Source organism: Pseudomonas helmanticensis (genome assembly GCF_900182985.1).
Classification (GTDB): Bacteria; Pseudomonadota; Gammaproteobacteria; order Pseudomonadales; family Pseudomonadaceae; genus Aquipseudomonas; species Aquipseudomonas helmanticensis.
Genome location: NZ_FXUY01000001.1, coordinates 2,924,761 through 2,946,195 on the forward strand (window position 1 = coordinate 2,924,761; position 21,435 = coordinate 2,946,195).

General features: G+C 59.3%; 29 protein-coding genes. 5 read left to right on the forward strand and 24 right to left on the reverse strand.

Going from position 1 to position 21,435, the window contains the following annotated elements:
- The first annotated feature begins 95 nt into the window (after window positions 1–95).
- On the forward strand, window positions 96–866 hold the full coding sequence (locus QOL84_RS13090) for an SDR family oxidoreductase (RefSeq protein ID WP_283437463.1): 771 nt from the start codon (window positions 96–98) through the stop codon (window positions 864–866).
- Window positions 867–987: 121 nt separating this feature from the next.
- The gene (gene tsaA, locus QOL84_RS13095) at window positions 988–1,686 is read left to right on the forward strand and encodes a tRNA (N6-threonylcarbamoyladenosine(37)-N6)-methyltransferase TrmO (RefSeq protein ID WP_283437464.1); all 699 of its coding nucleotides are present in this window, start codon (window positions 988–990) and stop codon (window positions 1,684–1,686) included.
- 110 nt (window positions 1,687–1,796) lie between these two features.
- On the opposite strand, the gene fpr is transcribed toward tsaA, so the two are convergent.
- On the reverse strand, window positions 1,797–2,576 hold the full coding sequence (fpr, locus tag QOL84_RS13100; RefSeq protein ID WP_007908723.1) for a ferredoxin-NADP reductase: 780 nt from the start codon (window positions 2,574–2,576) through the stop codon (window positions 1,797–1,799).
- Window positions 2,577–2,709: 133 nt separating this feature from the next.
- On the opposite strand from fpr, the gene QOL84_RS13105 reads away from it, so the two are divergent.
- The gene (locus QOL84_RS13105) at window positions 2,710–3,636 is read left to right on the forward strand and encodes a LysR family transcriptional regulator (protein ID WP_034154937.1); all 927 of its coding nucleotides are present in this window, start codon (window positions 2,710–2,712) and stop codon (window positions 3,634–3,636) included.
- Here QOL84_RS13105 and QOL84_RS13110 read toward each other — a convergent pair.
- The 3 genes from QOL84_RS13110 to QOL84_RS13120 form a co-directional block, all read right to left on the reverse strand.
- The gene (locus QOL84_RS13110) at window positions 3,633–3,995 is read right to left on the reverse strand and encodes a diacylglycerol kinase (RefSeq protein WP_129390014.1); all 363 of its coding nucleotides are present in this window, start codon (window positions 3,993–3,995) and stop codon (window positions 3,633–3,635) included. The two genes, QOL84_RS13105 and QOL84_RS13110, sit on opposite strands and share 4 nt — an antisense overlap.
- 74 nt (window positions 3,996–4,069) lie before the next feature.
- The gene (erdR, locus tag QOL84_RS13115) at window positions 4,070–4,720 is read right to left on the reverse strand and encodes a response regulator transcription factor ErdR (RefSeq protein WP_129390011.1); all 651 of its coding nucleotides are present in this window, start codon (window positions 4,718–4,720) and stop codon (window positions 4,070–4,072) included.
- 223 nt (window positions 4,721–4,943) lie between these two features.
- Entirely contained in the window at window positions 4,944–5,690 is a 747-nt protein-coding gene (locus QOL84_RS13120) for a tRNA-uridine aminocarboxypropyltransferase (protein ID WP_129390008.1), read from the reverse strand.
- Between the two features lie 189 nt (window positions 5,691–5,879).
- On the opposite strand from QOL84_RS13120, the gene QOL84_RS13125 reads away from it, so the two are divergent.
- Window positions 5,880–6,305 (forward strand): PA3611 family quorum-sensing-regulated virulence factor, encoded by a 426-nt coding sequence (locus QOL84_RS13125; protein WP_129390005.1) that lies wholly within the window; start codon window positions 5,880–5,882, stop codon window positions 6,303–6,305.
- On the opposite strand, the gene QOL84_RS13130 is transcribed toward QOL84_RS13125, so the two are convergent.
- On the reverse strand, window positions 6,306–6,500 hold the full coding sequence (locus tag QOL84_RS13130) for a hypothetical protein (RefSeq protein ID WP_283437465.1): 195 nt from the start codon (window positions 6,498–6,500) through the stop codon (window positions 6,306–6,308).
- A 352-nt stretch (window positions 6,501–6,852) separates the two neighbouring features.
- Between QOL84_RS13130 and QOL84_RS13135 the strand changes: the two genes are divergently transcribed.
- Window positions 6,853–7,971, forward strand: coding sequence for an LOG family protein (locus tag QOL84_RS13135; RefSeq protein WP_283437466.1), 1,119 nt, complete (start codon window positions 6,853–6,855; stop codon window positions 7,969–7,971).
- Window positions 7,972–8,025: 54 nt separating this feature from the next.
- On the opposite strand, the gene recX is transcribed toward QOL84_RS13135, so the two are convergent.
- From recX to QOL84_RS13230, 19 genes are all read right to left on the reverse strand, one after another.
- Window positions 8,026–8,496: a recombination regulator RecX gene (recX, locus tag QOL84_RS13140; RefSeq protein WP_283437467.1), complete on the reverse strand. Its 471-nt coding sequence runs from the start codon at window positions 8,494–8,496 to the stop codon at window positions 8,026–8,028.
- A gap of 8 nt (window positions 8,497–8,504) precedes the next feature.
- The gene (gene recA, locus QOL84_RS13145) at window positions 8,505–9,560 is read right to left on the reverse strand and encodes a recombinase RecA (RefSeq protein ID WP_201227715.1); all 1,056 of its coding nucleotides are present in this window, start codon (window positions 9,558–9,560) and stop codon (window positions 8,505–8,507) included.
- Between the two features lie 83 nt (window positions 9,561–9,643).
- A complete protein-coding gene (locus tag QOL84_RS13150; protein ID WP_283437468.1) occupies window positions 9,644–10,144 on the reverse strand; it encodes a CinA family protein in 501 nt (166 codons plus the stop codon).
- Window positions 10,145–10,211: 67 nt separating this feature from the next.
- Window positions 10,212–10,730 (reverse strand): lysis system i-spanin subunit Rz, encoded by a 519-nt coding sequence (locus QOL84_RS13155; protein ID WP_283437469.1) that lies wholly within the window; start codon window positions 10,728–10,730, stop codon window positions 10,212–10,214.
- Window positions 10,709–11,275: a glycoside hydrolase family 19 protein gene (locus QOL84_RS13160; RefSeq protein ID WP_283437470.1), complete on the reverse strand. Its 567-nt coding sequence runs from the start codon at window positions 11,273–11,275 to the stop codon at window positions 10,709–10,711. Before QOL84_RS13160 ends, QOL84_RS13155 begins: the two co-directional genes overlap by 22 nt.
- 36 nt (window positions 11,276–11,311) lie before the next feature.
- The gene (locus QOL84_RS13165) at window positions 11,312–11,527 is read right to left on the reverse strand and encodes a hypothetical protein (RefSeq protein WP_283437471.1); all 216 of its coding nucleotides are present in this window, start codon (window positions 11,525–11,527) and stop codon (window positions 11,312–11,314) included.
- Between the two features lie 10 nt (window positions 11,528–11,537).
- Window positions 11,538–12,740 (reverse strand): carbohydrate-binding protein CenC, encoded by a 1,203-nt coding sequence (locus QOL84_RS13170; protein ID WP_283437472.1) that lies wholly within the window; start codon window positions 12,738–12,740, stop codon window positions 11,538–11,540.
- Between the two features lie 92 nt (window positions 12,741–12,832).
- Entirely contained in the window at window positions 12,833–13,270 is a 438-nt protein-coding gene (locus QOL84_RS13175) for a phage tail assembly chaperone (RefSeq protein ID WP_283437473.1), read from the reverse strand.
- Between the two features lie 9 nt (window positions 13,271–13,279).
- Window positions 13,280–13,984 carry a gp53-like domain-containing protein gene (locus QOL84_RS13180; protein WP_283437474.1) on the reverse strand — a complete coding sequence of 235 codons (705 nt, stop codon included), beginning with the start codon at window positions 13,982–13,984 and terminating at the stop codon, window positions 13,280–13,282.
- 23 nt (window positions 13,985–14,007) lie between these two features.
- The gene (locus QOL84_RS13185) at window positions 14,008–14,574 is read right to left on the reverse strand and encodes a tail fiber assembly protein (protein ID WP_283437475.1); all 567 of its coding nucleotides are present in this window, start codon (window positions 14,572–14,574) and stop codon (window positions 14,008–14,010) included.
- Between the two features lie 7 nt (window positions 14,575–14,581).
- Window positions 14,582–15,661 carry a phage tail protein gene (locus QOL84_RS13190; RefSeq protein WP_283437476.1) on the reverse strand — a complete coding sequence of 360 codons (1,080 nt, stop codon included), beginning with the start codon at window positions 15,659–15,661 and terminating at the stop codon, window positions 14,582–14,584.
- Window positions 15,662–15,800: 139 nt separating this feature from the next.
- Window positions 15,801–16,316, reverse strand: a complete 516-nt coding sequence (locus QOL84_RS13195; protein WP_283437477.1) for a phage tail protein — start codon at window positions 16,314–16,316, stop codon at window positions 15,801–15,803.
- Window positions 16,313–17,470, reverse strand: coding sequence for a phage tail protein (locus tag QOL84_RS13200; RefSeq protein ID WP_283437478.1), 1,158 nt, complete (start codon window positions 17,468–17,470; stop codon window positions 16,313–16,315). Before QOL84_RS13200 ends, QOL84_RS13195 begins: the two co-directional genes overlap by 4 nt.
- Before the next feature lie 71 nt (window positions 17,471–17,541).
- The gene (locus tag QOL84_RS13205; protein WP_283437479.1) at window positions 17,542–17,961 is read right to left on the reverse strand and encodes a tail fiber assembly protein; all 420 of its coding nucleotides are present in this window, start codon (window positions 17,959–17,961) and stop codon (window positions 17,542–17,544) included.
- Window positions 17,962–17,978: 17 nt separating this feature from the next.
- The gene (locus QOL84_RS13210; RefSeq protein WP_283437480.1) at window positions 17,979–18,860 is read right to left on the reverse strand and encodes a gp53-like domain-containing protein; all 882 of its coding nucleotides are present in this window, start codon (window positions 18,858–18,860) and stop codon (window positions 17,979–17,981) included.
- 12 nt (window positions 18,861–18,872) lie between these two features.
- A complete protein-coding gene (locus QOL84_RS13215) occupies window positions 18,873–19,472 on the reverse strand; it encodes a YmfQ family protein (protein WP_283437481.1) in 600 nt (199 codons plus the stop codon).
- The gene (locus QOL84_RS13220) at window positions 19,463–20,503 is read right to left on the reverse strand and encodes a baseplate J/gp47 family protein (protein WP_283437482.1); all 1,041 of its coding nucleotides are present in this window, start codon (window positions 20,501–20,503) and stop codon (window positions 19,463–19,465) included. Before QOL84_RS13220 ends, QOL84_RS13215 begins: the two co-directional genes overlap by 10 nt.
- Window positions 20,493–20,891, reverse strand: a complete 399-nt coding sequence (locus tag QOL84_RS13225) for a phage GP46 family protein (protein ID WP_038358016.1) — start codon at window positions 20,889–20,891, stop codon at window positions 20,493–20,495. The genes QOL84_RS13220 and QOL84_RS13225 overlap by 11 nt, the downstream gene beginning before the upstream one ends.
- A complete protein-coding gene (locus QOL84_RS13230) occupies window positions 20,891–21,400 on the reverse strand; it encodes a phage baseplate assembly protein V (RefSeq protein WP_129389952.1) in 510 nt (169 codons plus the stop codon). The genes QOL84_RS13225 and QOL84_RS13230 overlap by 1 nt, the downstream gene beginning before the upstream one ends.
- Window positions 21,401–21,435 lie beyond the last annotated feature (35 nt).

Here is a 21,435-nt window from a genome sequence, read left to right on the forward strand (position 1 = left end):
GCAGCGCATGACCGTTCATTCCCTGCGAAAATAGTGGCTCCGCTTTTTGCGGCTGACGACTAGGGTGTATTGATCCCTAATCCTCAGGACTCGCCATGCACCCATACTTTTCCCTGCAAGGCCGCACCGCTCTGGTGACCGGCGGCACCCGTGGTATCGGCAAAATGATCGCCAAAGCCTTTGTCGAGGCTGGCGCGCGTGTCTATGTCTGCTCGCGTGACGCTGAAGCGTGTCATCAAACCGCCGAAGAACTCAGCGCCCTGGGCAAATGTCATGGCATCGCCGCCAACCTGGCGACGGAAGAAGGCGTACAGGAGCTGGCCGCGCGCCTGGGCGAGCAGATCACTCATCTGGATATTCTGGTGAACAACGCTGGCACCACCTGGGGCGCGCCACTGGAGAGCTATCCGGTGAAGGGTTGGGAGAAGGTCATGCAGCTCAACGTGACCTCGGTGTTCAGCTGCATCCAGCAGTTTCTGCCGCTGTTGCGCAAAGCCGGTTCAGCGGCGAATCCGGCACGGATCATCAACATCGGTTCTGTGGCGGGAATTTCTTCGTTTGGCGAACAGGCCTATGCCTACGGGCCGAGTAAAGCGGCCCTACACCAATTGTCGCGCATTCTCGCGCGGGAACTGGTGAGCCAGCACATCAACGTCAACGTGATCGCGCCGGGGCGCTTTCCGAGCAAGATGACCCAGCATATTGGCAATGATCAGCAGGCGTTGGCTGAGGATACGGCGCTGATCCCGATGAAGCGCTGGGGGCGTGAGGAAGAAATGGCGGCGTTGGCGATCAGTCTGGCGAGTACCGCTGGCGCGTATATGACCGGAAATATCATTCCGCTGGATGGTGGGTTCAGCCTTTAAAAGATCGTAGCCTTCGGCAGCTTCTACATGGGATCGACGCGCCCCTGTAGGAGTTGCCGAAGGCTGCGATCTTTTGATCTTTCGGGCATCATGCCACCCTGCCCCGCTTCGAATGCAAACCATGACTTACAGCGTCTCCCCCATCGGCTTCGTGCGCTCCTGCTTCAAGGAGAAATTCGCCATTCCCCGCCAACCGCAACTAGCGCCCGCCGCCCGTGGCGTGCTGGAACTGGTGGCGCCGTTCGATCAGGGTGACGCCGTGCAAGGTCTGGAACAGGTCAGCCACGTCTGGTTGCTGTTTCTGTTCCATCAGGCGCTGGAAGACAAGCCTCGCCTGAAAGTCCGTCCACCGCGACTGGGCGGCAACAAGTCCATGGGCGTATTCGCTACCCGCGCCACTCACCGGCCGAACGGCATCGGCCAATCGGTGGTGAAACTGGACAAGGTCGAAGGCAATCGACTGTTCATCTCTGGCATCGATTTGCTCGACGGCACGCCGGTGCTCGACATCAAACCGTATGTGCCCTATGCCGATATCATCCCTAACGCCGTCAATAGCATCGCCAGCGCCGCGCCGCAGCTGATTGACGTGCAGTGGACGGACTGGGCGCTGAAACAAGCGCACAGCCACGCTCAGCGCCTCGACGAGCCGTTGGTTGAGCTGATTGAACAGTGCCTGGCTCAGGACCCGCGTCCGGCGTATCAAACCCCGGCGCCGGAACGCGAGTACGGCGCGCAGTTCTGGGATCTGGATGTGCGCTGGCATTACCCGACACCCGAGCAAATACGCGTACTCGAAGTCATCCCGGCCAACGCATAACCCCCGAAAACGAAAAAGCCCGCGCTGCCTTCTCAGGCAACGCGGGCTGATCGTTCCCACGCTCCGCGTGGGAATGCATCCAGTGACGCTCCGCGTCACCGGCCAAACGCTTACTTCTCGACGAATGCACGTTCGATCAGGTAATCACCCGGCTCACGCATCCGCGCCGAGATCTTCAGGCCGAAGCTGTCGAGCACTTCGCTGGTCTCGTCGAGCATGCTCGGGCTGCCGCAGATCATCGCGCGGTCGTCCTGCGGGTTGATCGGTGGCAGGCCGATGTCGCTGAACAGCTTGCCGCTGCGCATCAGATCGGTCAGGCGGCCCTGATTCTCAAAAGGCTCACGGGTCACGGTCGGGTAATAGATAAGCTTGTCACGCAGCGCTTCGCCGAAGAACTCGTTCTGCGGCAGGTGCTCGGTGATGAATTCGCGGTAGGCGACTTCGTTGACGTAACGCACACCGTGCACCAGGATCACTTTTTCAAAGCGCTCGTAGGTTTCCGGGTCCTGGATCACGCTCATGAACGGCGCCAGGCCAGTGCCGGTGCTCAGCAGGTACAAGTGCTTGCCAGGGTTCAGGTCGTCAAGCACCAAGGTGCCGGTAGGCTTCTTCGAGATGATGATCTCGTCGCCTTCCTTCAAGTGCTGCAACTGCGAAGTCAGCGGACCGTCCTGCACCTTGATGCTGAAGAATTCCAGATGCTCTTCCCAGTTCGGGCTGGCGATCGAGTAAGCGCGCATAAGCGGGCGGCCGTTGGGCTGCTGCAGGCCGATCATCACGAACTGACCGTTCTCGAAGCGCAGGCCCGGATCGCGGGTGCACTTGAAGCTGAACAGAGTGTCGTTCCAGTGATGAACACTGAGGACACGCTCGTGGTTCATGTTGCTCATGTACGTTTGACTCCTGGAGATTGGGTCTGCGCTGGCTTATACCGCTGAGAGTGCGCAATTGCATCGCATTCTAATAGCGACGACAATATCTGTTAACTGGATTATTAAGATAAGGGTTATCGGTTATATCGATATGCGATTTACTCTCCGTCAACTGCAAGTCTTCGTCGCCGTCGCCCAGCAGGAAAGCGTATCCCGTGCTGCGGGTCTGCTCAACCTCTCGCAGTCGGCCGCCAGCACCTCGATCACCGAGCTCGAGCGCCAATCCAGCTGCCAGCTATTCGACCGCGCCGGCAAACGGCTGAGTCTCAACGCCCTTGGCAAACAGCTGTTGCCACAAGCGGTGGCCCTGCTCGATCAGGCCAAGGAAATCGAAGACCTGCTCAACGGCAAATCCGGTTTCGGCTCGCTGTCGGTGGGCGCCACCCTGACCATCGGCAATTACCTGGCGACGTTGCTGATCGGCAGTTTCATGCAGCGCCACCCCGAGAGTCAGGTGAAGCTGCACGTACAGAACACTGCCAATATCGTGCAACAAGTCGCCCACTACGAAATTGATCTGGGTCTAATCGAAGGCGATTGCAGCCATCCCGACATCGAAGTGCAGAGCTGGGTCGAGGATGAGCTGGTGGTGTTCTGCGCGCCACAGCATCCGCTGGCCCAACGTGGTAGCGCGACCATGGAAGAGCTGACCCACGAAGCGTGGATCCTGCGTGAGCAGGGTTCGGGCACGCGGCTGACTTTCGATCAGGCCATGCGCCACCATCGCAGCGCGCTGAATATCCGTCTGGAGCTGGAACACACCGAAGCGATCAAGCGCGCGGTGGAGTCGGGACTGGGGATTGGCTGCATCTCGAGGCTGGCGCTGCGCGATGCGTTCCGGCGCGGCAGTCTGGTGCCGGTAGAGACGCCGGATCTGGATCTGGCGCGGCAGTTCTACTTCATCTGGCACAAGCAGAAATACCAGACCTCGGCGATGCGCGAGTTTCTCGAGCTGTGCCGCGCTTTCACCGCCGGGGTGCAGCGCAGCGACGAGATCGTCTTGCCGACGATTGCTTAAAGCAGAATGACGGCCCACACCAGCGCGATCATGGTCAGCGCGACAAATTGCGCGGCGCTGCCCATGTCCTTGGCGTTCTTCGATAATGGGTGCAGTTCCAGCGAGATGCGGTCGATGGCCGCTTCGACTGCCGAGTTCAGCAGTTCGACGATCAAAGCCAGCAGGCACACGGCAATCAACAGCGCCTGCTCTACGCGACTGACATTGAGGAAGAATGTCAGCGGAATCAGCACGACATTGAGCAGCACCAGTTGGCGGAACGCCGCTTCACCGGTGAAGGCGGCGCGCAGGCCATCGAGCGAATAACCGGAGGCATTGAGGATACGTTTCAGGCCGGTCTGGCCCTTGAAAGGTGACATAAGGAAGAAACCAACCAAAAAGGAGTGAGAAAGCTAGATCAATAAAAGTCAAAAAAGCGTGAAGACACCAGCCTTTAATGGCTCGGAATTGACTCAAGTTGTTGCAGCAGTAAAGCCGCTTGCGTGCGAGTACGCACATTCAACTTGCGAAAGATCGCCGTAACGTGGGCCTTGATGGTCGCTTCCGACACACTCAGCTCATAGGCAATCTGCTTGTTCAGCAGGCCTTCGCAGACCATGGTCAACACACGAAACTGCTGCGGGGTCAGGCTGGCAAGGCCGTCGCTGGCGGCTTTGGCTTCGTCGGAAACAGCGACCGCCTCGAACGCCTGCGGCGGCCAGAACACATCGCCATCGAGCACTTTGCGCACTGCTTGCTGAATCACGCTGAGGTCGCTGGACTTGGGAATAAAGCCACTGGCGCCAAATTCACGGGACTTGACCATGACCGAAGCTTCTTCCTGCGCCGAAACCATCACCACCGGAATCTGCGGATATTGCCCGCGCAGCAGCACCAAACCGGAAAATCCGTAAGCGCCGGGCATGTTGAGATCGAGCAGTACCAGATCCCAGTCGGCTTTTTCGGTCAGGCGGGTTTCCAGTTCGGCAATGCTTGCCACTTCCACCAGGCGTACATCCGGGCCGAGGCCCAGCGTCACCGCCTGATGCAGTGCGCTACGAAACAGGGGGTGATCATCGGCAATCAGGATGTCGTATGTGGCCATTTTTCAAATGATCCTGTTTTTGATGGCAGACGCGGTGCATTCCGGTCTGGCCAAAGCAACTCGAGATGCCGCTTTGAAGCGATATCCACAGGGGCACGTTCAACGCCAATCAACAGCAAACACGGCGTTTCAAACCTTGGCCGCTCCCTAATCGGCGCCAAGCATGCCCAGCGAAGACTGGGTGGTCAAGCAGCACGGCCACCGTTGTGTACAGTATGGGCCACTATGCGGCCGACACCGGCTGCGGCTTTGGTATATAGGCTTGCAACTCGGCATGCGCCGGCGTCGACTCGTTCATGTCCAGTTGCTGCTTGGCGCCCAGATAGTGCTGGCTGAACACGTCAAAGTAAGCGTCCAGGGCAGAGGCCGCATCCGTGTCGCCTGCCAGCTCCAGACACAGCGCCGCGACTTCGGCGGTGCACAGGTGCTCGCTGCGGGTCGAACGGCGCAAGCGATAGCGCGAGAGTTTATCGGGCAGGAGGCTGAGGATCGGCAAACGGTCGAAGTACGGGCTTTTGCGGAAGATCTTCCGGGCTTCGGTCCAGGTCGCATCCAGCAGGATGAACAGCGGGCGTTTGCTGCTATCGATGGCGACGGTGTTGGTCACCCGCGACGGCTCGACATATTCGCCGGGAAACACCAGATACGGCTGCCATTGCGGGTCATTGAGCAGTGCGAGCATCTGCGGATCGGGCTCGGTGCGCGACCAGATGAACGCATGGTTATCGCGCACCACATCGGCAATCAGCCAACCGGTATTGCTCGGTTTGAACACTTCCTTGCCGGTCATGATCAGGCACACGCCCGAGCGGGTCTCGACACTCGGCCGCCAGGCGCACAGGCAATGGCTGATGATCACCCGGCAGTCACGGCAACGCTCGGAGCGAAAGCCGCGGGCCTGAATCGGCTTGATGCCTTCATCTTCGCGCTGGTCGCGCAAACGGGCGACGGCGTTGGGGGCATGGTTCATCGCGGATAACGCCGGCAGACAGGGAAACTCGACACGAACAGCACTCGGCAGGGCAATAAAGGCCGGCAGTTTACCAGAGCAACGGGCACAAGCCTGTACCCTCCCGACCGGCTCCCCTATAATTCGCCGCCACTGAACGCACAGCCCCGAGGCTGGTCGAACCACCAGTCACCGAATCAGGAGAGTTTCATGCTGCGCCTTATCGTTCCCACCGCTGCCATTCTGCTGGCGTCGTCCTTCACCGCTCAGGCCGCCTCCCTGAGTGAGCAGAATCTGAACCGTGAGCTGCGCAACGTCGCCGCCCAAAGCAGCGTCGGCACGCCACGCGCCATCAGTGAAGACATTCTTGATCAGGGCTTCACCGTTGAAGGCACACAATTGATCAACCACCTGAGCGTGCAAAAGAGCCACGCCGACAAGATGCGCGCTGACCCCAAAGCCGTGTATTTCCAGTTGGGTGCCTCGGTGTGCAACAACCCTTCGTTTCGCAAGCTGATGGCCAAGGGCGCGATCATGCGTTACGACTTCACCGAAGTGAAAACCAACAAAGCGGTCGGCTCTGCCAGCTACCAGGAATCGGATTGCCCGAAAGCCGGCCCGGCGAAGAAGAAGTAATCAACGTGAATTGGCGCGCCGCTGTTCATCCTCGGCGCGCAGTTCGGCCAGCAAGGCCTGTAAATAGTGCGAACGGCGTTCGCCGCCAGCCAACCGCCGGCAGCACTCCTCTTCGAGACTGACATGATTGGTCTCGGCTGATGCCTTCAATATTCGATACAGCTGCGTATCGATCTCCAGAATCACTCTGGCCATGTGTCCCGCCTCCTTGCCACCCGCAAATCCTTGAATCGCGTGCACCTTGCATACGGTGATTGACGCAATGCTGTCGTACGGTGCCTGTCAGTTAGTTAATCAGAGGGATAGCCACTCGGCGTGCGTTCGGACGAGCGGTGCCGATACTGGCAAAAAATCAATAAGCGGTTGCCAGCCAGAACGTTGCGGCGCAATGATCAAGCCAGCGCAAACGCGCGCAAGGGTCTAGATTCAGAGTATTCCCGATCACTTTTCAACGGCAGACAAGGAACTGCCGATCGTGTGTTTTTTTGCAGCGCGGCACTGACGCCGCTCGTCAGGGCCATCCGCTCTGTGCAGAAGGAGACGTTGAATGCCTTACCAACCGAATGACTTGCTCAGCCGGCATTTTCAGGAAAGCGGTCCCGACCTTATCAGCCAGGTCGAAGCACAACTCAACCGTGTTTCCCCCAACAGCCCGAACATTCCCATCTACCGCGACATGATCCTCACCGTGCTGCGCATGGCACAGGAAGACCACAACCGCTGGAACGCCAAGATCACCCTGCAAGCCCTGCGCGAACTGGAGCAGGCGTTTCGTGTGCTGGAACAATTCAAGGGCCGCCGCAAAGTCACCGTATTCGGCTCGGCGCGCACGCCGGTCGAGCATCCGTTGTATGCCATGGCGCGCGAACTCGGTGCCGCGTTGGCGCATTCAGACATGATGGTCATTACCGGCGCCGGGGGCGGCATCATGGCCGCTGCGCATGAAGGTGCCGGCCGTGATCACAGTCTCGGATTCAACATCACCCTACCCTTCGAGCAGCATGCCAACCCGACTGTCGATGGCACCAATAATCTGCTGCCATTCCACTTCTTCTTCACGCGCAAACTGTTCTTCGTCAAAGAAGCCGACGCGCTGGTTTTGTGCCCTGGCGGGTTCGGCACGCTGGATGAAGCACTGGAGGTACTGACACTGATCCAGACCGGTAAAAGTCCACTGGTGCCTGTGGTGTTACTGGATGCGCCAGGCGGCACGTTCTGGCAGGTCGCAATGGACTTCATTCGTCAGCAACTGGAGGACAACCGTTACATCCTGCCGACCGACATGAAGCTGATGCGATTGGTCTACAGCGTTGAAGAGGCCGTAGAACAGATCAACCAGTTCTACAGCAACTTCCACTCGAGCCGCTGGCTCAAGCGGCAGTTCGTGATTCGCATGCATCACAAACTCAACGATCAGGCGCTGGAGCATATGCAGGAAGCTTTCGCCGATCTGTGCCTGAGCGACCAGTTTCATCAACACGCCTACAATGGCGAGGAACACGACGAAGCGCAGTTCAGCCATCTGGCGCGACTGGCCTTCGCCTTTAACGCGCGCACTCACGGGCGTCTGCGGGAGTTGATCGATTACATTAACCTGCCGGAAAACTGGGCAGACTCCAAACCGCAAGCAACGCAACGCGCGCGCGAACCGTCAAAGGTCATTTGAAGGCAAAAAAAAAGGCCCGCTATTTTCATAGCGGGCCGTTTTTGTTGAATCGTTTTAATCGTCCATGTCGCGACCGCTGAACAAGCGGTTGATCATCTCCATCGAAAAGCCTCGATACGCCAGGAAACGGCCTTGCTTGGCCCGCTCTTTCGCGTCGATCGGCAAATGTCCGGAGAACTTGCGTTGCCAGGTGTCCTGAAGCTGCTGCTGCCAACTGATACCGCATTCGCGCAGGGCGAGTTCGATATCGGCACGCTGCAAACCGCGCTGGCCCAGCTCTTCGCGAATCCGCAGAGGGCCATAGCCGGAACGGGCACGGTAGGAAACAAAGCTTTCAAGGTAACGGGCTTCGGAAAGCAGCCCTTCTTCCGTCAAACGGTCGAGGGCTGTTTCGATCAACTCCGCCTCAGCGCCGCGTTGACGCAGTTTACGCGTCAACTCGACTCGACCGTGCTCGCGACGTGCGAGCAGATCCATGGCGGTTCGCCGCACCGCGACGAGGGTATCGAGTACGGCGGTGGTCATCGCTGCAATCAGATGTCAGCGTCGGCCAGGTCGTCTGCAGTCTCTTTGACTGCCGAGGCCTTGGAGTCGATCACTGTCGGCGTCAGCAGCTTGTCACGCAGTTGCTTCTCGAGCTTCGCAGCGATTTCCGGGTTGTCTGCCAGGAACTTGGCCGAGTTGGCCTTGCCCTGACCGATCTTGGTGCCTTCGTAGGCGTACCAGGCGCCGGACTTCTCAACGAAACCGTGCAACACACCGAGGTCGATCATCTCGCCGTTGAGGTAGATGCCTTTGCCGTAAAGAATCTGGAACTCGGCCTGACGGAACGGCGAAGCAACCTTGTTCTTCACAACCTTGACGCGGGTTTCGCTGCCGACCACTTCGTCGCCTTCCTTCACCGCGCCGGTACGGCGGATGTCGAGACGAACCGAGGCGTAGAACTTCAGCGCGTTACCACCGGTGGTGGTTTCCGGGCTACCGAACATCACGCCGATCTTCATGCGGATCTGGTTGATGAAGATTACCAGGCAGTTGGCGTTCTTGATGTTACCGGTGATTTTACGCAGCGCCTGGGACATCAGACGGGCTTGCAGGCCCACGTGCATGTCACCCATTTCACCTTCGATTTCAGCCTTCGGTACCAGTGCAGCCACGGAGTCGACGATGATCACGTCAACCGCGTTGGAACGCACCAGCATGTCGGTGATTTCCAGGGCCTGCTCGCCGGTGTCCGGCTGGGATACCAGCAGGTCGTCAACGTTGACGCCCAGTTTGCCGGCGTACTCAGGGTCGAGGGCGTGTTCGGCGTCGACGAATGCGCAGGTCGCGCCGGCTTTTTGAGCCTGGGCGATCACCGACAAGGTCAGCGTGGTTTTACCGGAGGATTCCGGACCGTAGATTTCAACGATACGGCCTTTGGGCAGACCGCCAATGCCGAGTGCGATGTCCAGACCCAGAGAGCCAGTGGAAATAGCCGGGATCGCCTGACGGTCTTGATCGCCCATACGCATCACGGCACCCTTGCCGAATTGACGTTCGATCTGACCCAGGGCCGCAGCCAAGGCTTTCTTCTTGTTGTCGTCCATTAAAGTCCTCACGTAATCAATAAGGCCTGACGGCCAACACCTGTATAAGTAGCCAGTATTATTCCACAGCGTTCGCGGATCGCCTACCCCTGATTTTCGATTTCTCGTGCCGCTAGTCGCAGGAGCCCCTCTAGCGCGGCCTTCACCGTTTGTCGGCGGACTTCATCACGGTTGCCGGGGAAGTGCTGAACCTCACTGGTGACCGTTTCGCCAACACCCCAGGCCAGCCACACAGTGCCCACCGGTTTGTTCGGTGAACCACCGTCCGGCCCGGCCACCCCGCTGACCGCCACGGCAAATCGCGCCAGGCTTTTGTCCTGCGCGCCACGCACCATTGCCTCGACCACCTCGGCACTGACCGCGCCGACCGTCTCGAACAACTCGACCGGCACATTCAGTTGCAGGGTTTTCTGCCGGTTGGAGTACGTCACGTAACCGGCCTCGAACCACGCCGAGCTGCCGGGAATCCGCGTGATCGCCTCGGCGATACCGCCGCCGGTGCACGACTCGGCGGTGGTGACGTGGGCATTGAGCACTTGCAGGCGTCGGCCAAGTTCAGCAGCCAATTGGGTGATCTCTTTCACGGCGCACTCCGGATCGTGTGGGATGCCTTCACCGTACACGAGCCGGTTGCGCTTTCAATACACAGAGTCATTCAAAATGTTCGGGGGCCAACGCTCTGACATAGGCCTGACACGCCTGCAGCGCGATCAATCCGCGGTCGCCGCTGTCGGTGATGGTGATAATTCGTTGAGCATGCGCCGGGTCAAGTCGGGCACGTACGGTTGCATGATCCACGCCGCCGGGGCCGGCGGTGGCTGGCACGTTGCAGCCTGGGGCAACGTCGCTGGCGTCGAGTAGGACTGACAGGCGCACATCAGCAGTGGCAAGACGATCGCGCAGGCGATCCTGATCTCGTTGGGCATCGCTCAGCGCTCGATAGTGGGTTTGTTCACTGGCGGCGAGCCGTTGCTCCAGCGCCAGGCGTTTATCCTGTTCGGCCTGTTGGGCTGAGGCAGCGGCAAAATTCTGTTGATTGAGGACTTCGGCGTTTAACCGAGCCTGCTCGGCGAGTTGCCGGCCGTAACGCCAGTCCTGCAACTGCCAGGCCACGGCAAAAGCTCCCAGCGCCAACAACAAGATGCCGATCATTCGCCAGGGGATTGGCATAACACCGCCCTCGCCCGCGCCCAGATTTCCAGGCGATCCTGCAAGCCGTTCAACCCGCCGTTGATGCGCCGGGTGATGGTGTTGAACTGGTCGCGATCGGCCAGTTCGTTCAAACCGTTCTGTTCCCAGAACCACGCGGCGGATTCGGCTGCCCATTGCGGCTGTTCGAGCAGTTCGGGCAACGACAACAGCCGCTCATCGCCAAACAGGCCAACGCTGCATTGCCGATAATTGCTACGGCCAGTGATTTGTATCAGCCCGCGTCCGCGGTACTTTTGCCCGTCGCCATCAGCCTCTGGGGTATTGCCCAGACGCAGCGCCAATGTGCCGGTGTCGTATTTGCTCAGGTATTGGTTGTTGCCCAGCTCGCGCACATAACGCAGTTGCCCCGACTCGTGGCCGACCTGCGCCAGAAACGCAGCCATGCGTTTGGGCGTGTCGATACGACGCCGCGTCATGGCGGCGTTGAGCGCAGAAACAAAAACGCCCGCTTGGGAGCGGGCGTTGGGCATGATGTCGATAAGGTTATTTTCAGTTATTTGCATGATGCGTAATCCTCCCTGGATACTCCCCCGATTGAATCACGGCTGCCGGCCAATGCCTGCCAGCCATTTATTTGCCAGAGTTTTCAGGGTGCTGCCCGCTGCCGCTTCAGGTGCTTCGTCCAATGGCAGCACTTGCCCACCCGATACCAGCCACGACTGATACGCGACCCAGTCACGATTGGTCGGATCCTGTGGGATGAATGCCGAATCCTCGATGCGCAATACGCCGCAAGGAGTCAGTTGATAGGTCATGAGTTCACTCCTAAATTTCAGCGTCCGCTGTCCATTCAATCTGCAACCCGTTACCAGGCGCGCTGCTGGGTGACGTCACAGTGCCAATCGCGAAGCTCCGCTCGGTCGTACTTTGCACGGTAGTCCCCGTGCAAACCGCTCCCGCCGAATAGTTCCAGATCTGATTACTGGCATTGGCAGGGCAATACAACACAACAGTAGGCTGCACTCTCTTCTGCACCTGCATGTAGACGACCATTCCATATTGAGGGCTGGCGGCTGCCGCAGACTGGGTAAACGAGACGATGCAAGTACCGACGCCATTGTTCGCCCGGACCACTGAACTGTTGGCAAAGGACTTCTCGAAATAACGCAGACATAGCATCAGCTCCTCGGCCGGAGGACGGTATTCGAAAGGCGTGGAAACCGGTCCTTCCTCCAACTGAACTTGTGCCAGGTCAACCGTCTGCAAAACATTGAGCGGCAGGTCGAAAGCCAGTCTCAGAAAATTGTTCACCCCGAGCATTTTCCCTGCGATGACGGGTACCTGAAACGTCGCCGAGTACTTTGTCCAGGCCGTGTTCAACTGAAAAACGTCGACCACTTTCACTACAGGTTCCGAGCCGCTGACGCCGAAATATTGCCCCGCCGTCACCTGCAGCGCCCGTGGCGCATCGGAACGTGCCCAAAAGGTGACAGTGGCGGTCTTCCCGGCCAGGCTCCGAACCGACTCAATAGCCTGGGAAATTTTATGCTCCGTTGCACCAACGCCCGCCGTGGTCTGCTGCCAGCGCAGGAAATACGCCGGCTCACCGGCCACCTCGGTCTGCCCCGGAACGAAGCTCTGCCGGCTGATCGCTACAGCCGCATTACTGTTCCAGTCACAGCGAAACCGATCAGCCACGTAACCACCAATATTCGGCCCCGGATTGGTCGTCCCGCGTTGCCAGATATCGAATCCACCGTTGATCAGCAAATTCTTGCGGTACACCTGCACCGGGAATTGCTGCAACGGGTCCGGCTTCGACAACAGCCGAATCGCCTGCGCGAGTTGATTGGTTTGTGCTTCATCCGGAGTCAAACCGGCGGCAGTAATTGCGCTGAGAATTTCTTCGGTAACGCTGTTGCCCCAAATGGCCGGGATCAGTGAACCGGGCTTGCCCGCAATCGGGTCTTCATCGACAAACTTGCCGTTCTCCAGGCCGGAGCCGGGGACGCTTTTCGGGTAATCCACTTTCAGCTCCTTTCAAGTCGCATGAAACGCCAACGCCCGCAAAGGCGGGCGTTGGCAAAAAATGAATGAGGCACTCTGTTCAACTGGCGACATCAAGCCCCAGCCAGCATTCGCATCAGCCAGCCCGGCGCTAAAGGTCGACTCGTGTCTGCGGGAAACTCCGTGCTCGCCGGCCAGTCACGCAGTTCCTGGCGATAGTCAAGAAGCTCTTGGTGGTCCTCGATACTCAGACTCAACGGCCTGCCCGCGGCCTCCTCATCCCGATCACGGTCCACCAGCCATTGGCTGGCCAACAATTGCTCGTCGCGCCATTTTCGCGCCAGGTCTGAAAGCTCGGAAACCGACAAGGGGGCGGCATCGATGAGCACCGGCAGCCCCTCAGCATCATGGCTACGCACTTTTCCAGGTGCAGGGTTGCCGATCACGGCGATGAAACGCTCCTCAGTGATCGGTACGGCATCGCTCGGCATGCTTGGATTAATGCCGGACAGGTACACACAGCCTGTCGACTGGCTATAAAAACGACTCATGGTTTTTCCTCAGCGCCCGAACGCGATTGCACAAAAGCCGCAAGGCAACAGTTCCGAGTACAACGTAAACCCGGTCTGCGTTTTCGCCCCCAGCGAAACACTGCCAGGCGCGCTGCCATTCAATGTGGAGGGGAATACCGCCAGGCAGGTATTGGGAAACGCGAGGGCGAAGCTTGAATAAGCACCCTGAATCCCCAGTGTCGAGATTCCAACCCATTGAATGATGAAACCACCCAGCCAAGTAGGAAAAACGATGTAACCGTTGGTGGTCAGACTGGCAGAAAAACCAAAGCGCAGCGTTTTCGGCGTTACGATCGTGGTGTTATCCGCACCACCATCGGTTTGCGCCTGAGTGGCCGTCTTCGCCACCCCGGCAATGCTTTCGCTCGCCTGCACCACGCGTTTGGCAATCGCTTGAAAAACTCGCAACGGCGTCATGCGCTTGACGTTGTCAGTGCCTTGTTCCGCGTCTTGAACACTGGCCACCGGCACCACGCTTTGGGTGATTTTCTGTTCGATGGCGGACTTCAGTTGAGCGTTGTCCTGCTCATCCGCTGCGAGGCCAGCCGACTGAATCACATTCAGCACTTCCTCAGTGACAGCGTTGCCCCACTGCGCAGGAATCAAAGACCCGATGGCCCCGGTCAACGGGTTTTCGTCGACAAACCTGCCATTGACCAAGCCCGTGCCGGGCAAACTCTTTGGATAATCCATTTCACTTTTTCCTTGTGTAGAAATCAGCCGTTCACGGCAGCGCCGGGGACAATCGGCCACGTGATTTCGTCAGGAAACCCGCTCTGCTTTTCGAGGCGATTGAGCTCGACGCTGTAGAGTTTCCATTCGAGCAATTGCAGTTGTTCTTCGTGGCTGGCATCGCCGATGTCTTCGGCGTACTGAAGAGGTGCGATGCGCAAAACGGCTTCGCGCAGCAACACATCACGCTTGGCGAGAGACTGTTGGCTGACGCTCGACAAACGAGCCTGCTCATCCAGCACCCAGGCGTTGTCGCGCCAGACATGGAGCTCGCCGGGCCAAGGCTGTGACGTAAGGGTTTCGGGCAACGCCCCCAGTTCGGTCCAGATCTGTTGGGCGCCCCCGTCCTTGCGATAAACCACACCGCGGCGATCGATCGCTTCACGGGGTACGCCATTGATCAGCGCCCAGCTACGACCGGCTTCAGGCTCAGGCAACTCAAACGACAGCTCAATTGCGTTGGCGGGAAGCTGAATGCCGATTCCGGGCGTGACAGGAAACTCGACGGGGCCGGACAGAGCGCCCGAGCCATCGATCAGATAATTGAACATGGACACCTCAGATAAGTTTGATTCGACCCGGATAAGCAATATTTCGAGGACGCGTGATACCACCATGGTTCAGCAAATCAGCGTCAGTGATTGGCGTAACCGGCGCTGCAGGAGTGATGTATTTGACGGTGGAGCCCGCGTAATCGGCGTATTCGCCCATATCGAAACCCAGTTGGGCCTTCTGCGTACTGATGTGTGTCGCGAACAGAATATTGTCGCCAATGCCGTTGTCGCCCTGAACTAAAGAGCCTTTTTGCCAAGACCCCGGTGCACGCCCGGTATCGACCAAACGGCCTTCGGCCAGTACGCGCAAAAATTCGCCACGGGCTTCTGGCAGTCGAAACGTCGCGGCGCCATCTCCAAGCGTCCACGCGCCGCCCCGATCGGCTTCAGAACGCAACATGCCCGACTGCTGTGCGTGATCCCAGAGCCATGGCCATTCCGAGCGATTGAGTAAGGAACCATTCAGCACTGCATAGCCACCGGGCATTACAGCCAGAGTGGTTTCAAAGGCTACGTAGCCGAGCGAAGCTCCGTCCAGACGACCGATCGGCCACCAGTTGCCCGCTGTATCGCTGCGCAAATGCCACCAGTCACCTGCCCCCATCAATACGAAAAACGGATAACCCGAAACATTCAGGTGGGTGTGAAACCTGATCAAGTCGCCGCCTGAACTTTTCACGACGAGGCGATTACCGCTGTTATCGACACGTCGCACAATGACGTCACGCACGCCCAGGCTGGTATTGGCTGGCGGCAGACTGACGCTCAGTGCCCCGGCCCCGGCATCGATCAGAACCAGGCCCAACTCATCCATGGTCAGAGACCTGGAGGTGCCAACCCGAGTAATGACCGAACGCATCGGACTGGAATTACCAATAATCGACTGAATCGCCTTGTACAACTGGCCGGTGTCCGCTTCGGCAGCGACCAACCCGGCACCAGTAATCACACTCAGAATCTCCTGAGTGACACTGTTGCCCCACACCGCCGGAATCAAAGAACCCGGCGTGCCCGCCACCGGGTTTTCATCGACGAAACGGCCATCGACCAGGCCGACGCTGGGGACGCTTTTTGGATAATCCATAGGTTGTTCGTTCCTTTGAAATGACAAATGACCTACGTCGACACAGCGTTTCAAGCGTGTCCGTCTCCGGTCGGTTTTCTGAAAATAAAAAGCCCACGTTGAAGTGGGCTTGGGTGAAGCGGAAGGAAGGCTTTTTGGCTTAGCCGGAAACACCGCTGGCCAGCTCACGGATCGCGACCAAAGCCTCGTCACCTGCACTGCGAACCAGATCCATTTTGCCCTTGGCAGCCTGCGCGCGAATCTGCGCCTTGGCCTTCAGGCGCAGAGTACGCAGCGTCAGCAAGTGATCGGTGAGTTGCTCAGCCTTGCTCAGGATCTGCTCGGCAGCCTGTTTGGCCGTGCGACCTTTGGCTACCCAGGCAGCGACCGACAGCGGCACTTCCTTTTTCGGGTAACCGGCGTCTTGATAAGCCTGCGCGTCAGCGGCAGCCTGAGCGTATTCCATGGCTTTGAGCGGATCGCCAGCCAACACTGTGCGGGCGCTGTCAGCGGCGGCGTCGATTTTTGCGCACAAGCGTTCAGTCTCCTGCACGTCCAGCGCCGCCTGTTTATCGCCGTTCACTACCCATTTATCACCATCCCAATCGTGGGCGGCAGAGGGTTGGGGAAGACGCATTTCGCCGTCGAACTGATGAAGCTCCTGAATAACGATCATCGAATAAGCTCCCACGACAGTTGGACGTTCACGGCGTCGGCAAAGTTGATTGCAATACCAACGCTGTAGTCGGTGATTGGATGAGTCTTGATGCCCATGCTCAGCAACAACTCATCACTCTCGGCGTTCGACTGGCCAAGGTTGTGCTCTGCCTGATAGCACTGCCACAGCGAGCGCAAATTGGCATGGTCGAAACTGGCGGTCAGCGTTGCAACCGTCACGTCGTTAACGATGTTGTTGGTGAACAACACACAAGGGGAAATCGTTGCGGGATTCCAGCCCCCGGGGTTGTTGGAGCTGCCGGCAATTACGGGCGACAGGAAGCAATAGTTGCCCCCCACCCATCCGGTTGATGGAAACGCGACCGACGTCACCGCCGTCGACGACGGTGTCGGGTTGCCGGCAACCAATCGTGCAGAACGTGCATGGGGATCCAGTGGCAGGAAAATTGCGCCCGTCCCGTTGACGGTCTGGGTCCAGGTCAAACGGGCACGGTTGTAAATGGTTCGCACAGTGGGTACCGACCCCGGTGCGCCGGTAATTACCCAGGCCAGGCACATGTCCAGAGCTGTTGACTGGAATCCGCCACCGGCGGCGCCGTTGACTGTTCCTTTCAACGATTCGGGCGTCACGTCATGGATGTTGCCGCGCTGCACATAGAACGTCAGCGCACCGCCAGAGACTTGCGCGCGCAGAAAATAATGACTGCTGGGCAACAGATCAGCACTGCTCCAGGCGGACGTCACAAAAGTGCGCGAACGACCCAATTGGCCACTCACGACTTCCTGACCCAGGCTGATAAACGTGCCCGCCGCAATTGCAACCCTGCCACCGCTGGTGGATGCCGCAGCCGGGCTGACCGTCAGCCGGCCATCGGCAGTGGCAACGGTCGGCAGCGGCAATGCCACAAGAGGCAACGCCAGATCCTGATTCCAGCCCTTGGCCGTCACCGACTGAATCGCCTGCAACAACTGATCGTATTTCTTCTCGTCCGGGGTCAGCCCACCGGCATTGATCACGTTGAGAATTTCCAGCGTAACCCCGTTACCCCATTCCGCCGGAATCAGCGATCCCGGGGTTCCGGTCATCGGGTTTTCATCAACAAATTTCCCATTCACCAATCCGGCGCTGGGCACACTGTTTGGATAATCCACGCGGGGACCTCCCGTTATTCTGGGTGATTGTTCAAGAAGCTGTTTTTGCAGGCTTCAAGTCAGAAAAGGCATCAAACCGGCAACACTGGCCAGTCCACGCTTTGCGGATAACCTGGCTGCCTGTCGATTTTGTTCAGCGCCAGTTTGTAGGTGGCAAAAGCCTTGAACCGCTGCATGTCATCGGCATCCAGCAACCCTGCGATGTAGGCGTCGGCCATACCGACGGTTTGCTGGTCTGCTTCGGCCAACAACTCATCCCGCCGTGCCAGGGCCGATGCTCGCTGTTCGCTTTCGACCAGCAACGATGCGTTCGGCAATGCATGTTTGGTGACCTTGCCATCGGTCCATTTCCAGATGCCGTCGCGCTCCTCGATCGTGCGCAGGAACAGCTCATCGGAGATCTCTATAGCAGTGGCGGGCATCTGCGTGTGAATCGACGAGTCATAGCGCCCAAGCAGTTCGCGCTGGGCATCAAAATCAATGTATTTCATTTCATTCACCGTTGATTTCAGTAGCCCAGGGCAAACCAGTTCCAGCCGCCAGGGTCAGCATTGGAGAAGCGCTGAAACTGGCTTGGCGAAAGTCTGTACAGGGAGAAGCGCAGATCCGCGAATCCCGGCGAGATATCGCCACCCGAGAGAAAAAGCACGCTTTTTGGAAAGGCAATCGGGTAGGTAATGGTTTCGCTGAGTGCTCCGCCCGTGGCCAGTCCCCACTGCAGGATCAAGCCACTGGGTAAACGCTGATAGCCGCCTGCAGTGTTCAATGAAGCGGTAAACGCGGGCGAGTACTTGAGTGCACCGTCACCGGAGTCCAGACCCCAGCCTCCGCCGAGTAGAAGTCGGCGAAACGTAACGTAGCTACCACCGACAAATGACAACGTGTTATCCGGCACACTACCGGCGGCGGTGACCAGACTTTCGCCACTTCTGACTTTTACGGTCAAGCCACCGGAGCTTGCCATCAGAGACACCAACCCTCCGGCAGGCACAGTCGACCACTGCGGCAATGTTGCAGTGCTGGGGCCAGTAAAGATCGACAGTTTGCCGACGTCAGCGACGGTCATCGAAACCTCACCGACGTAATTGGTCTGCCCCGCCAGATTGCCGAGTGCGCGCTGTACAAACTCGGTGGTCGCAACTTTCTGGCTGACATCGAACTGGGCCGGCGTTTCAAACAGCTTTGTGCCGCGAATGGCCGCCAGCAACTGCGTGTTCAAGCCTTCGGTCGGCTCGAGCCCGGCGGCCTTGATGACCGTCAACACCTCTTCGGTAAGGGCGTTGCCCCACTCTGCTGGAATCAGCGATCCGGGCGTCCCGGTAACAGGATTTTCATCGACAAAACGACTGTTGACCAAACCGACACCGGGCATGCTTTTCGGATAATCCATCCGGCTTACTCCCTAGTCATAATTGATGTGCACCTTGGTATGCGCCGGCGCACTGCGGTGAATCAGGCACTCCAGCGCCGAACCCGGGTTCACGCCGAAGCGCTCGCCCCAGTAGCTCGCGCCGTAACGCCGGCCGAGCAGCAGGCGCCCGCCGGTGTTGAGCGTCCACATGAACTGCGCTTCCCACGTGCCCCAGTGCGCCGAACCAAAACGCGAACGGCCCATGCGCGGTGCTTCGAGTTCGGTGATGGTGGCGTTGGGATAACCCTGGCTTTTGGCGATATCGAGGTAGTAACCGACGGCCTGGCTGCCGACCGCGAGCAGGCGTCGGCGTACGGCGAGGCGGCGGTCGTCGAACAGCGGTGTGGCGCCCAGGCACGGATCGGGCAGTTCCATCACCCGTTCCCAGTCCGGCACCAGTTCGCTGACGCCGGCCGGGTCCATCTCGTTGAGCAGGTCGGCGGCGCGGGCGTCGAGGCGCGCCAGTTCGACGGCGACGCCTTGCAGCACTTCCTCAAGTTCGGGGACGCGCTCCGGATCCCACGCCGGGCCGCTCGGCAGCAGCGCACGCAGTTGCGTCTGGTATTGCGCAGCGGATCTGATCACGCCCATACGCAACCTCCGAAGGTCAACAGTTCGCTGTCATCGGCAGCGACGTTGCCGGTCGGCGAATTGAGCACGTGATCGGTTTCACCGGCGGCGCTGCTAATCGCTTCACGAATATGGCTGATCAACAGGTTCTGACCGAGGTCGGCTTCGCGGTTGTGCAGGTCGCGCAACTGGGTTTCGACCGCCGCGCGCACGGCAGAGGTGTCCGGCGTCAGCTTCAGGTTGTAGGTCACCGGCACCTGCACCGGAGGTAGTACGTGGACCTCGGCGGTGACCGGGCGCAGCGGTTCGATGTGTGCCTGGACTTCCGCCAGTTGCTCGGCGTTGGGCACCGGTTGCGGATCGTCGTCGCGCATGATGTAGAGGCTGACCGTGCCCGGCCCGAGCAAACCGCCGCGACACCATGCGCGCGTCACGCCTGGCAGTTCCAATGCCCAGGTCTCGTAATCGCTGGCCGCACCGCCATGCGGAATTACGCGATAGGAACGGATCACCCGCGAACGCAGCGACTCCAGGCTTTCCAGGGCGACGCCGCCACTCAGGCCCGGCTCGGTAACGACGAAGCTGGTGCCGACGATACCGGCAATCGGTTGCACCGGAGTGAGCGTCAGACCGGCATCGGCATTGCCCAGGCTGCCAGCGTCGAGCGCGGCGATGGTGGTGCTGTTGCTGCCATTGGTCGTGGTGCGTGCCTTGATGACTTTATACGTACGGCCGTCGTTGGTTTGCAGCAACGTATCGGCGTCGAGCACCGCACCGGCGGTGGCGGTAAAACTCACCGTGCCGGTGGCCGCTTGGGCCGGTTTGCGCGGCTGGTTCAGACGCAGTGCAGCGATGCGTTCCAGGGTCGATTCGTCGGCCTTGTCCGGCAGGATCTGCTCGGCAATCCAGTCGAGGTAACCGTACAAGCCATACGCGGCGCCGCTGAGCGTTCGGGCCAGCACTTGCGCATCGGACTGGCGCAGCGAATCGCCGGCCAGGTCGCTTTGGGTGCGCTTGATCAGCACCGGCAGCGAAGGGGTTTCAAACGGCATAGATCACCTGCCAACTGTTATCGGGGTTGATGTCCAGGCGTTCGCCGTCGGCCAGGGTCAGGACCGTGCGCAGGTTCAGGCGCTGAGCGTCGAGGCGTTCGCTGATGATGTCGATGGCGCTGCAATGGCCGTCATCGATCAGCCATTGCAAGGCTTCGCGGGCATAGAATTCGGCGTCCATCTGGGTCTGTCGGGTCAGCTTGACCCGGCGTAACAGCCACAGCCGCGAGCCGATGCGATCGTCGGCGACGGTGGGGAAACTGTCGCCCCACCAGCCAAAGCGCTCGTCGTCATCGAGGGCGTCGTCATCGGCGGCGCGGCGCCAGGTAAACAGACTGATGAGCACGGCGCGGGTCAGCGCGGCGTGAAGGTTCGGGCTGATAAGCATCATTTGCCTCCCGCCGGCGCGCCGGTCTGGCCGCTGCCGGCCTGTACGCCGACGTGCACGTGTTTGATCTGGCTGATGCCACCGGCGAGCTGGTCGCCGGTGGAGACGATTTTGCCGGTCTGGTTGATCACCGGCGTATCGAAGTTCACCGCGCTGCTGGCGCGGATGTTCAACGTGGCGGTTTCGATGTCGATGATCCGGCCACGCTTGAAGTGAATCCGGTCGCCCTCGTCGGTGTAGATCGCCACTTCGCCGGCAGCCAGCGATTGCAGGCGATAGCGGCGGTCAGCGATGACCAGGGCGATGGCGTGGGAGCGATCGCCACCGATGAACGTGACGACACCTTCGGCACCGGCCAGCGGATGGCTGGTGAAACCGTAGGGTTCGAAGTGCTCCATGTCGTCGTTCACTTCGCCGGCGGTAAGGCGCATTTGCAGCGATTGCAGCTTGGATGCCGAATTGGCGAGCACGACAGTGCCGCGCGCCAGCAGGCGTGTCAGTAGGCTCATGCTTGGTTCCTGTAAGAAACGGGCCGACGTCAAAA

What these genes read in the sequence shown, in the direction of transcription:
- QOL84_RS13090 (WP_283437463.1), top strand. Translation starts at nt 96, where the DNA reads ATGCACCCATACTTTTCCCTGCAAGGCCGCACCGCTCTGGTGACCGGC.
- tsaA (WP_283437464.1), top strand. Translation starts at nt 988, where the DNA reads ATGACTTACAGCGTCTCCCCCATCGGCTTCGTGCGCTCCTGCTTCAAG.
- fpr (WP_007908723.1), bottom strand. Translation starts at nt 2,576, where the DNA reads ATGAGCAACATGAACCACGAGCGTGTCCTCAGTGTTCATCACTGGAAC.
- QOL84_RS13105 (WP_034154937.1), top strand. Translation starts at nt 2,710, where the DNA reads ATGCGATTTACTCTCCGTCAACTGCAAGTCTTCGTCGCCGTCGCCCAG.
- QOL84_RS13110 (WP_129390014.1), bottom strand. Translation starts at nt 3,995, where the DNA reads ATGTCACCTTTCAAGGGCCAGACCGGCCTGAAACGTATCCTCAATGCC.
- erdR (WP_129390011.1), bottom strand. Translation starts at nt 4,720, where the DNA reads ATGGCCACATACGACATCCTGATTGCCGATGATCACCCCCTGTTTCGT.
- QOL84_RS13120 (WP_129390008.1), bottom strand. Translation starts at nt 5,690, where the DNA reads ATGAACCATGCCCCCAACGCCGTCGCCCGTTTGCGCGACCAGCGCGAA.
- QOL84_RS13125 (WP_129390005.1), top strand. Translation starts at nt 5,880, where the DNA reads ATGCTGCGCCTTATCGTTCCCACCGCTGCCATTCTGCTGGCGTCGTCC.
- QOL84_RS13130 (WP_283437465.1), bottom strand. Translation starts at nt 6,500, where the DNA reads ATGGCCAGAGTGATTCTGGAGATCGATACGCAGCTGTATCGAATATTG.
- QOL84_RS13135 (WP_283437466.1), top strand. Translation starts at nt 6,853, where the DNA reads ATGCCTTACCAACCGAATGACTTGCTCAGCCGGCATTTTCAGGAAAGC.
- recX (WP_283437467.1), bottom strand. Translation starts at nt 8,496, where the DNA reads ATGACCACCGCCGTACTCGATACCCTCGTCGCGGTGCGGCGAACCGCC.
- recA (WP_201227715.1), bottom strand. Translation starts at nt 9,560, where the DNA reads ATGGACGACAACAAGAAGAAAGCCTTGGCTGCGGCCCTGGGTCAGATC.
- QOL84_RS13155 (WP_283437469.1), bottom strand. Translation starts at nt 10,730, where the DNA reads ATGCCAATCCCCTGGCGAATGATCGGCATCTTGTTGTTGGCGCTGGGA.
- QOL84_RS13160 (WP_283437470.1), bottom strand. Translation starts at nt 11,275, where the DNA reads ATGCAAATAACTGAAAATAACCTTATCGACATCATGCCCAACGCCCGC.
- QOL84_RS13165 (WP_283437471.1), bottom strand. Translation starts at nt 11,527, where the DNA reads ATGACCTATCAACTGACTCCTTGCGGCGTATTGCGCATCGAGGATTCG.
- QOL84_RS13175 (WP_283437473.1), bottom strand. Translation starts at nt 13,270, where the DNA reads ATGAGTCGTTTTTATAGCCAGTCGACAGGCTGTGTGTACCTGTCCGGC.
- QOL84_RS13180 (WP_283437474.1), bottom strand. Translation starts at nt 13,984, where the DNA reads ATGGATTATCCAAAGAGTTTGCCCGGCACGGGCTTGGTCAATGGCAGG.
- QOL84_RS13185 (WP_283437475.1), bottom strand. Translation starts at nt 14,574, where the DNA reads ATGTTCAATTATCTGATCGATGGCTCGGGCGCTCTGTCCGGCCCCGTC.
- QOL84_RS13190 (WP_283437476.1), bottom strand. Translation starts at nt 15,661, where the DNA reads ATGGATTATCCAAAAAGCGTCCCCAGCGTCGGCCTGGTCGATGGCCGT.
- QOL84_RS13195 (WP_283437477.1), bottom strand. Translation starts at nt 16,316, where the DNA reads ATGATCGTTATTCAGGAGCTTCATCAGTTCGACGGCGAAATGCGTCTT.
- QOL84_RS13205 (WP_283437479.1), bottom strand. Translation starts at nt 17,961, where the DNA reads ATGAAATACATTGATTTTGATGCCCAGCGCGAACTGCTTGGGCGCTAT.
- QOL84_RS13210 (WP_283437480.1), bottom strand. Translation starts at nt 18,860, where the DNA reads ATGGATTATCCGAAAAGCATGCCCGGTGTCGGTTTGGTCAACAGTCGT.
- QOL84_RS13215 (WP_283437481.1), bottom strand. Translation starts at nt 19,472, where the DNA reads ATGGGCGTGATCAGATCCGCTGCGCAATACCAGACGCAACTGCGTGCG.
- QOL84_RS13220 (WP_283437482.1), bottom strand. Translation starts at nt 20,503, where the DNA reads ATGCCGTTTGAAACCCCTTCGCTGCCGGTGCTGATCAAGCGCACCCAA.
- QOL84_RS13225 (WP_038358016.1), bottom strand. Translation starts at nt 20,891, where the DNA reads ATGCTTATCAGCCCGAACCTTCACGCCGCGCTGACCCGCGCCGTGCTC.
- QOL84_RS13230 (WP_129389952.1), bottom strand. Translation starts at nt 21,400, where the DNA reads ATGAGCCTACTGACACGCCTGCTGGCGCGCGGCACTGTCGTGCTCGCC.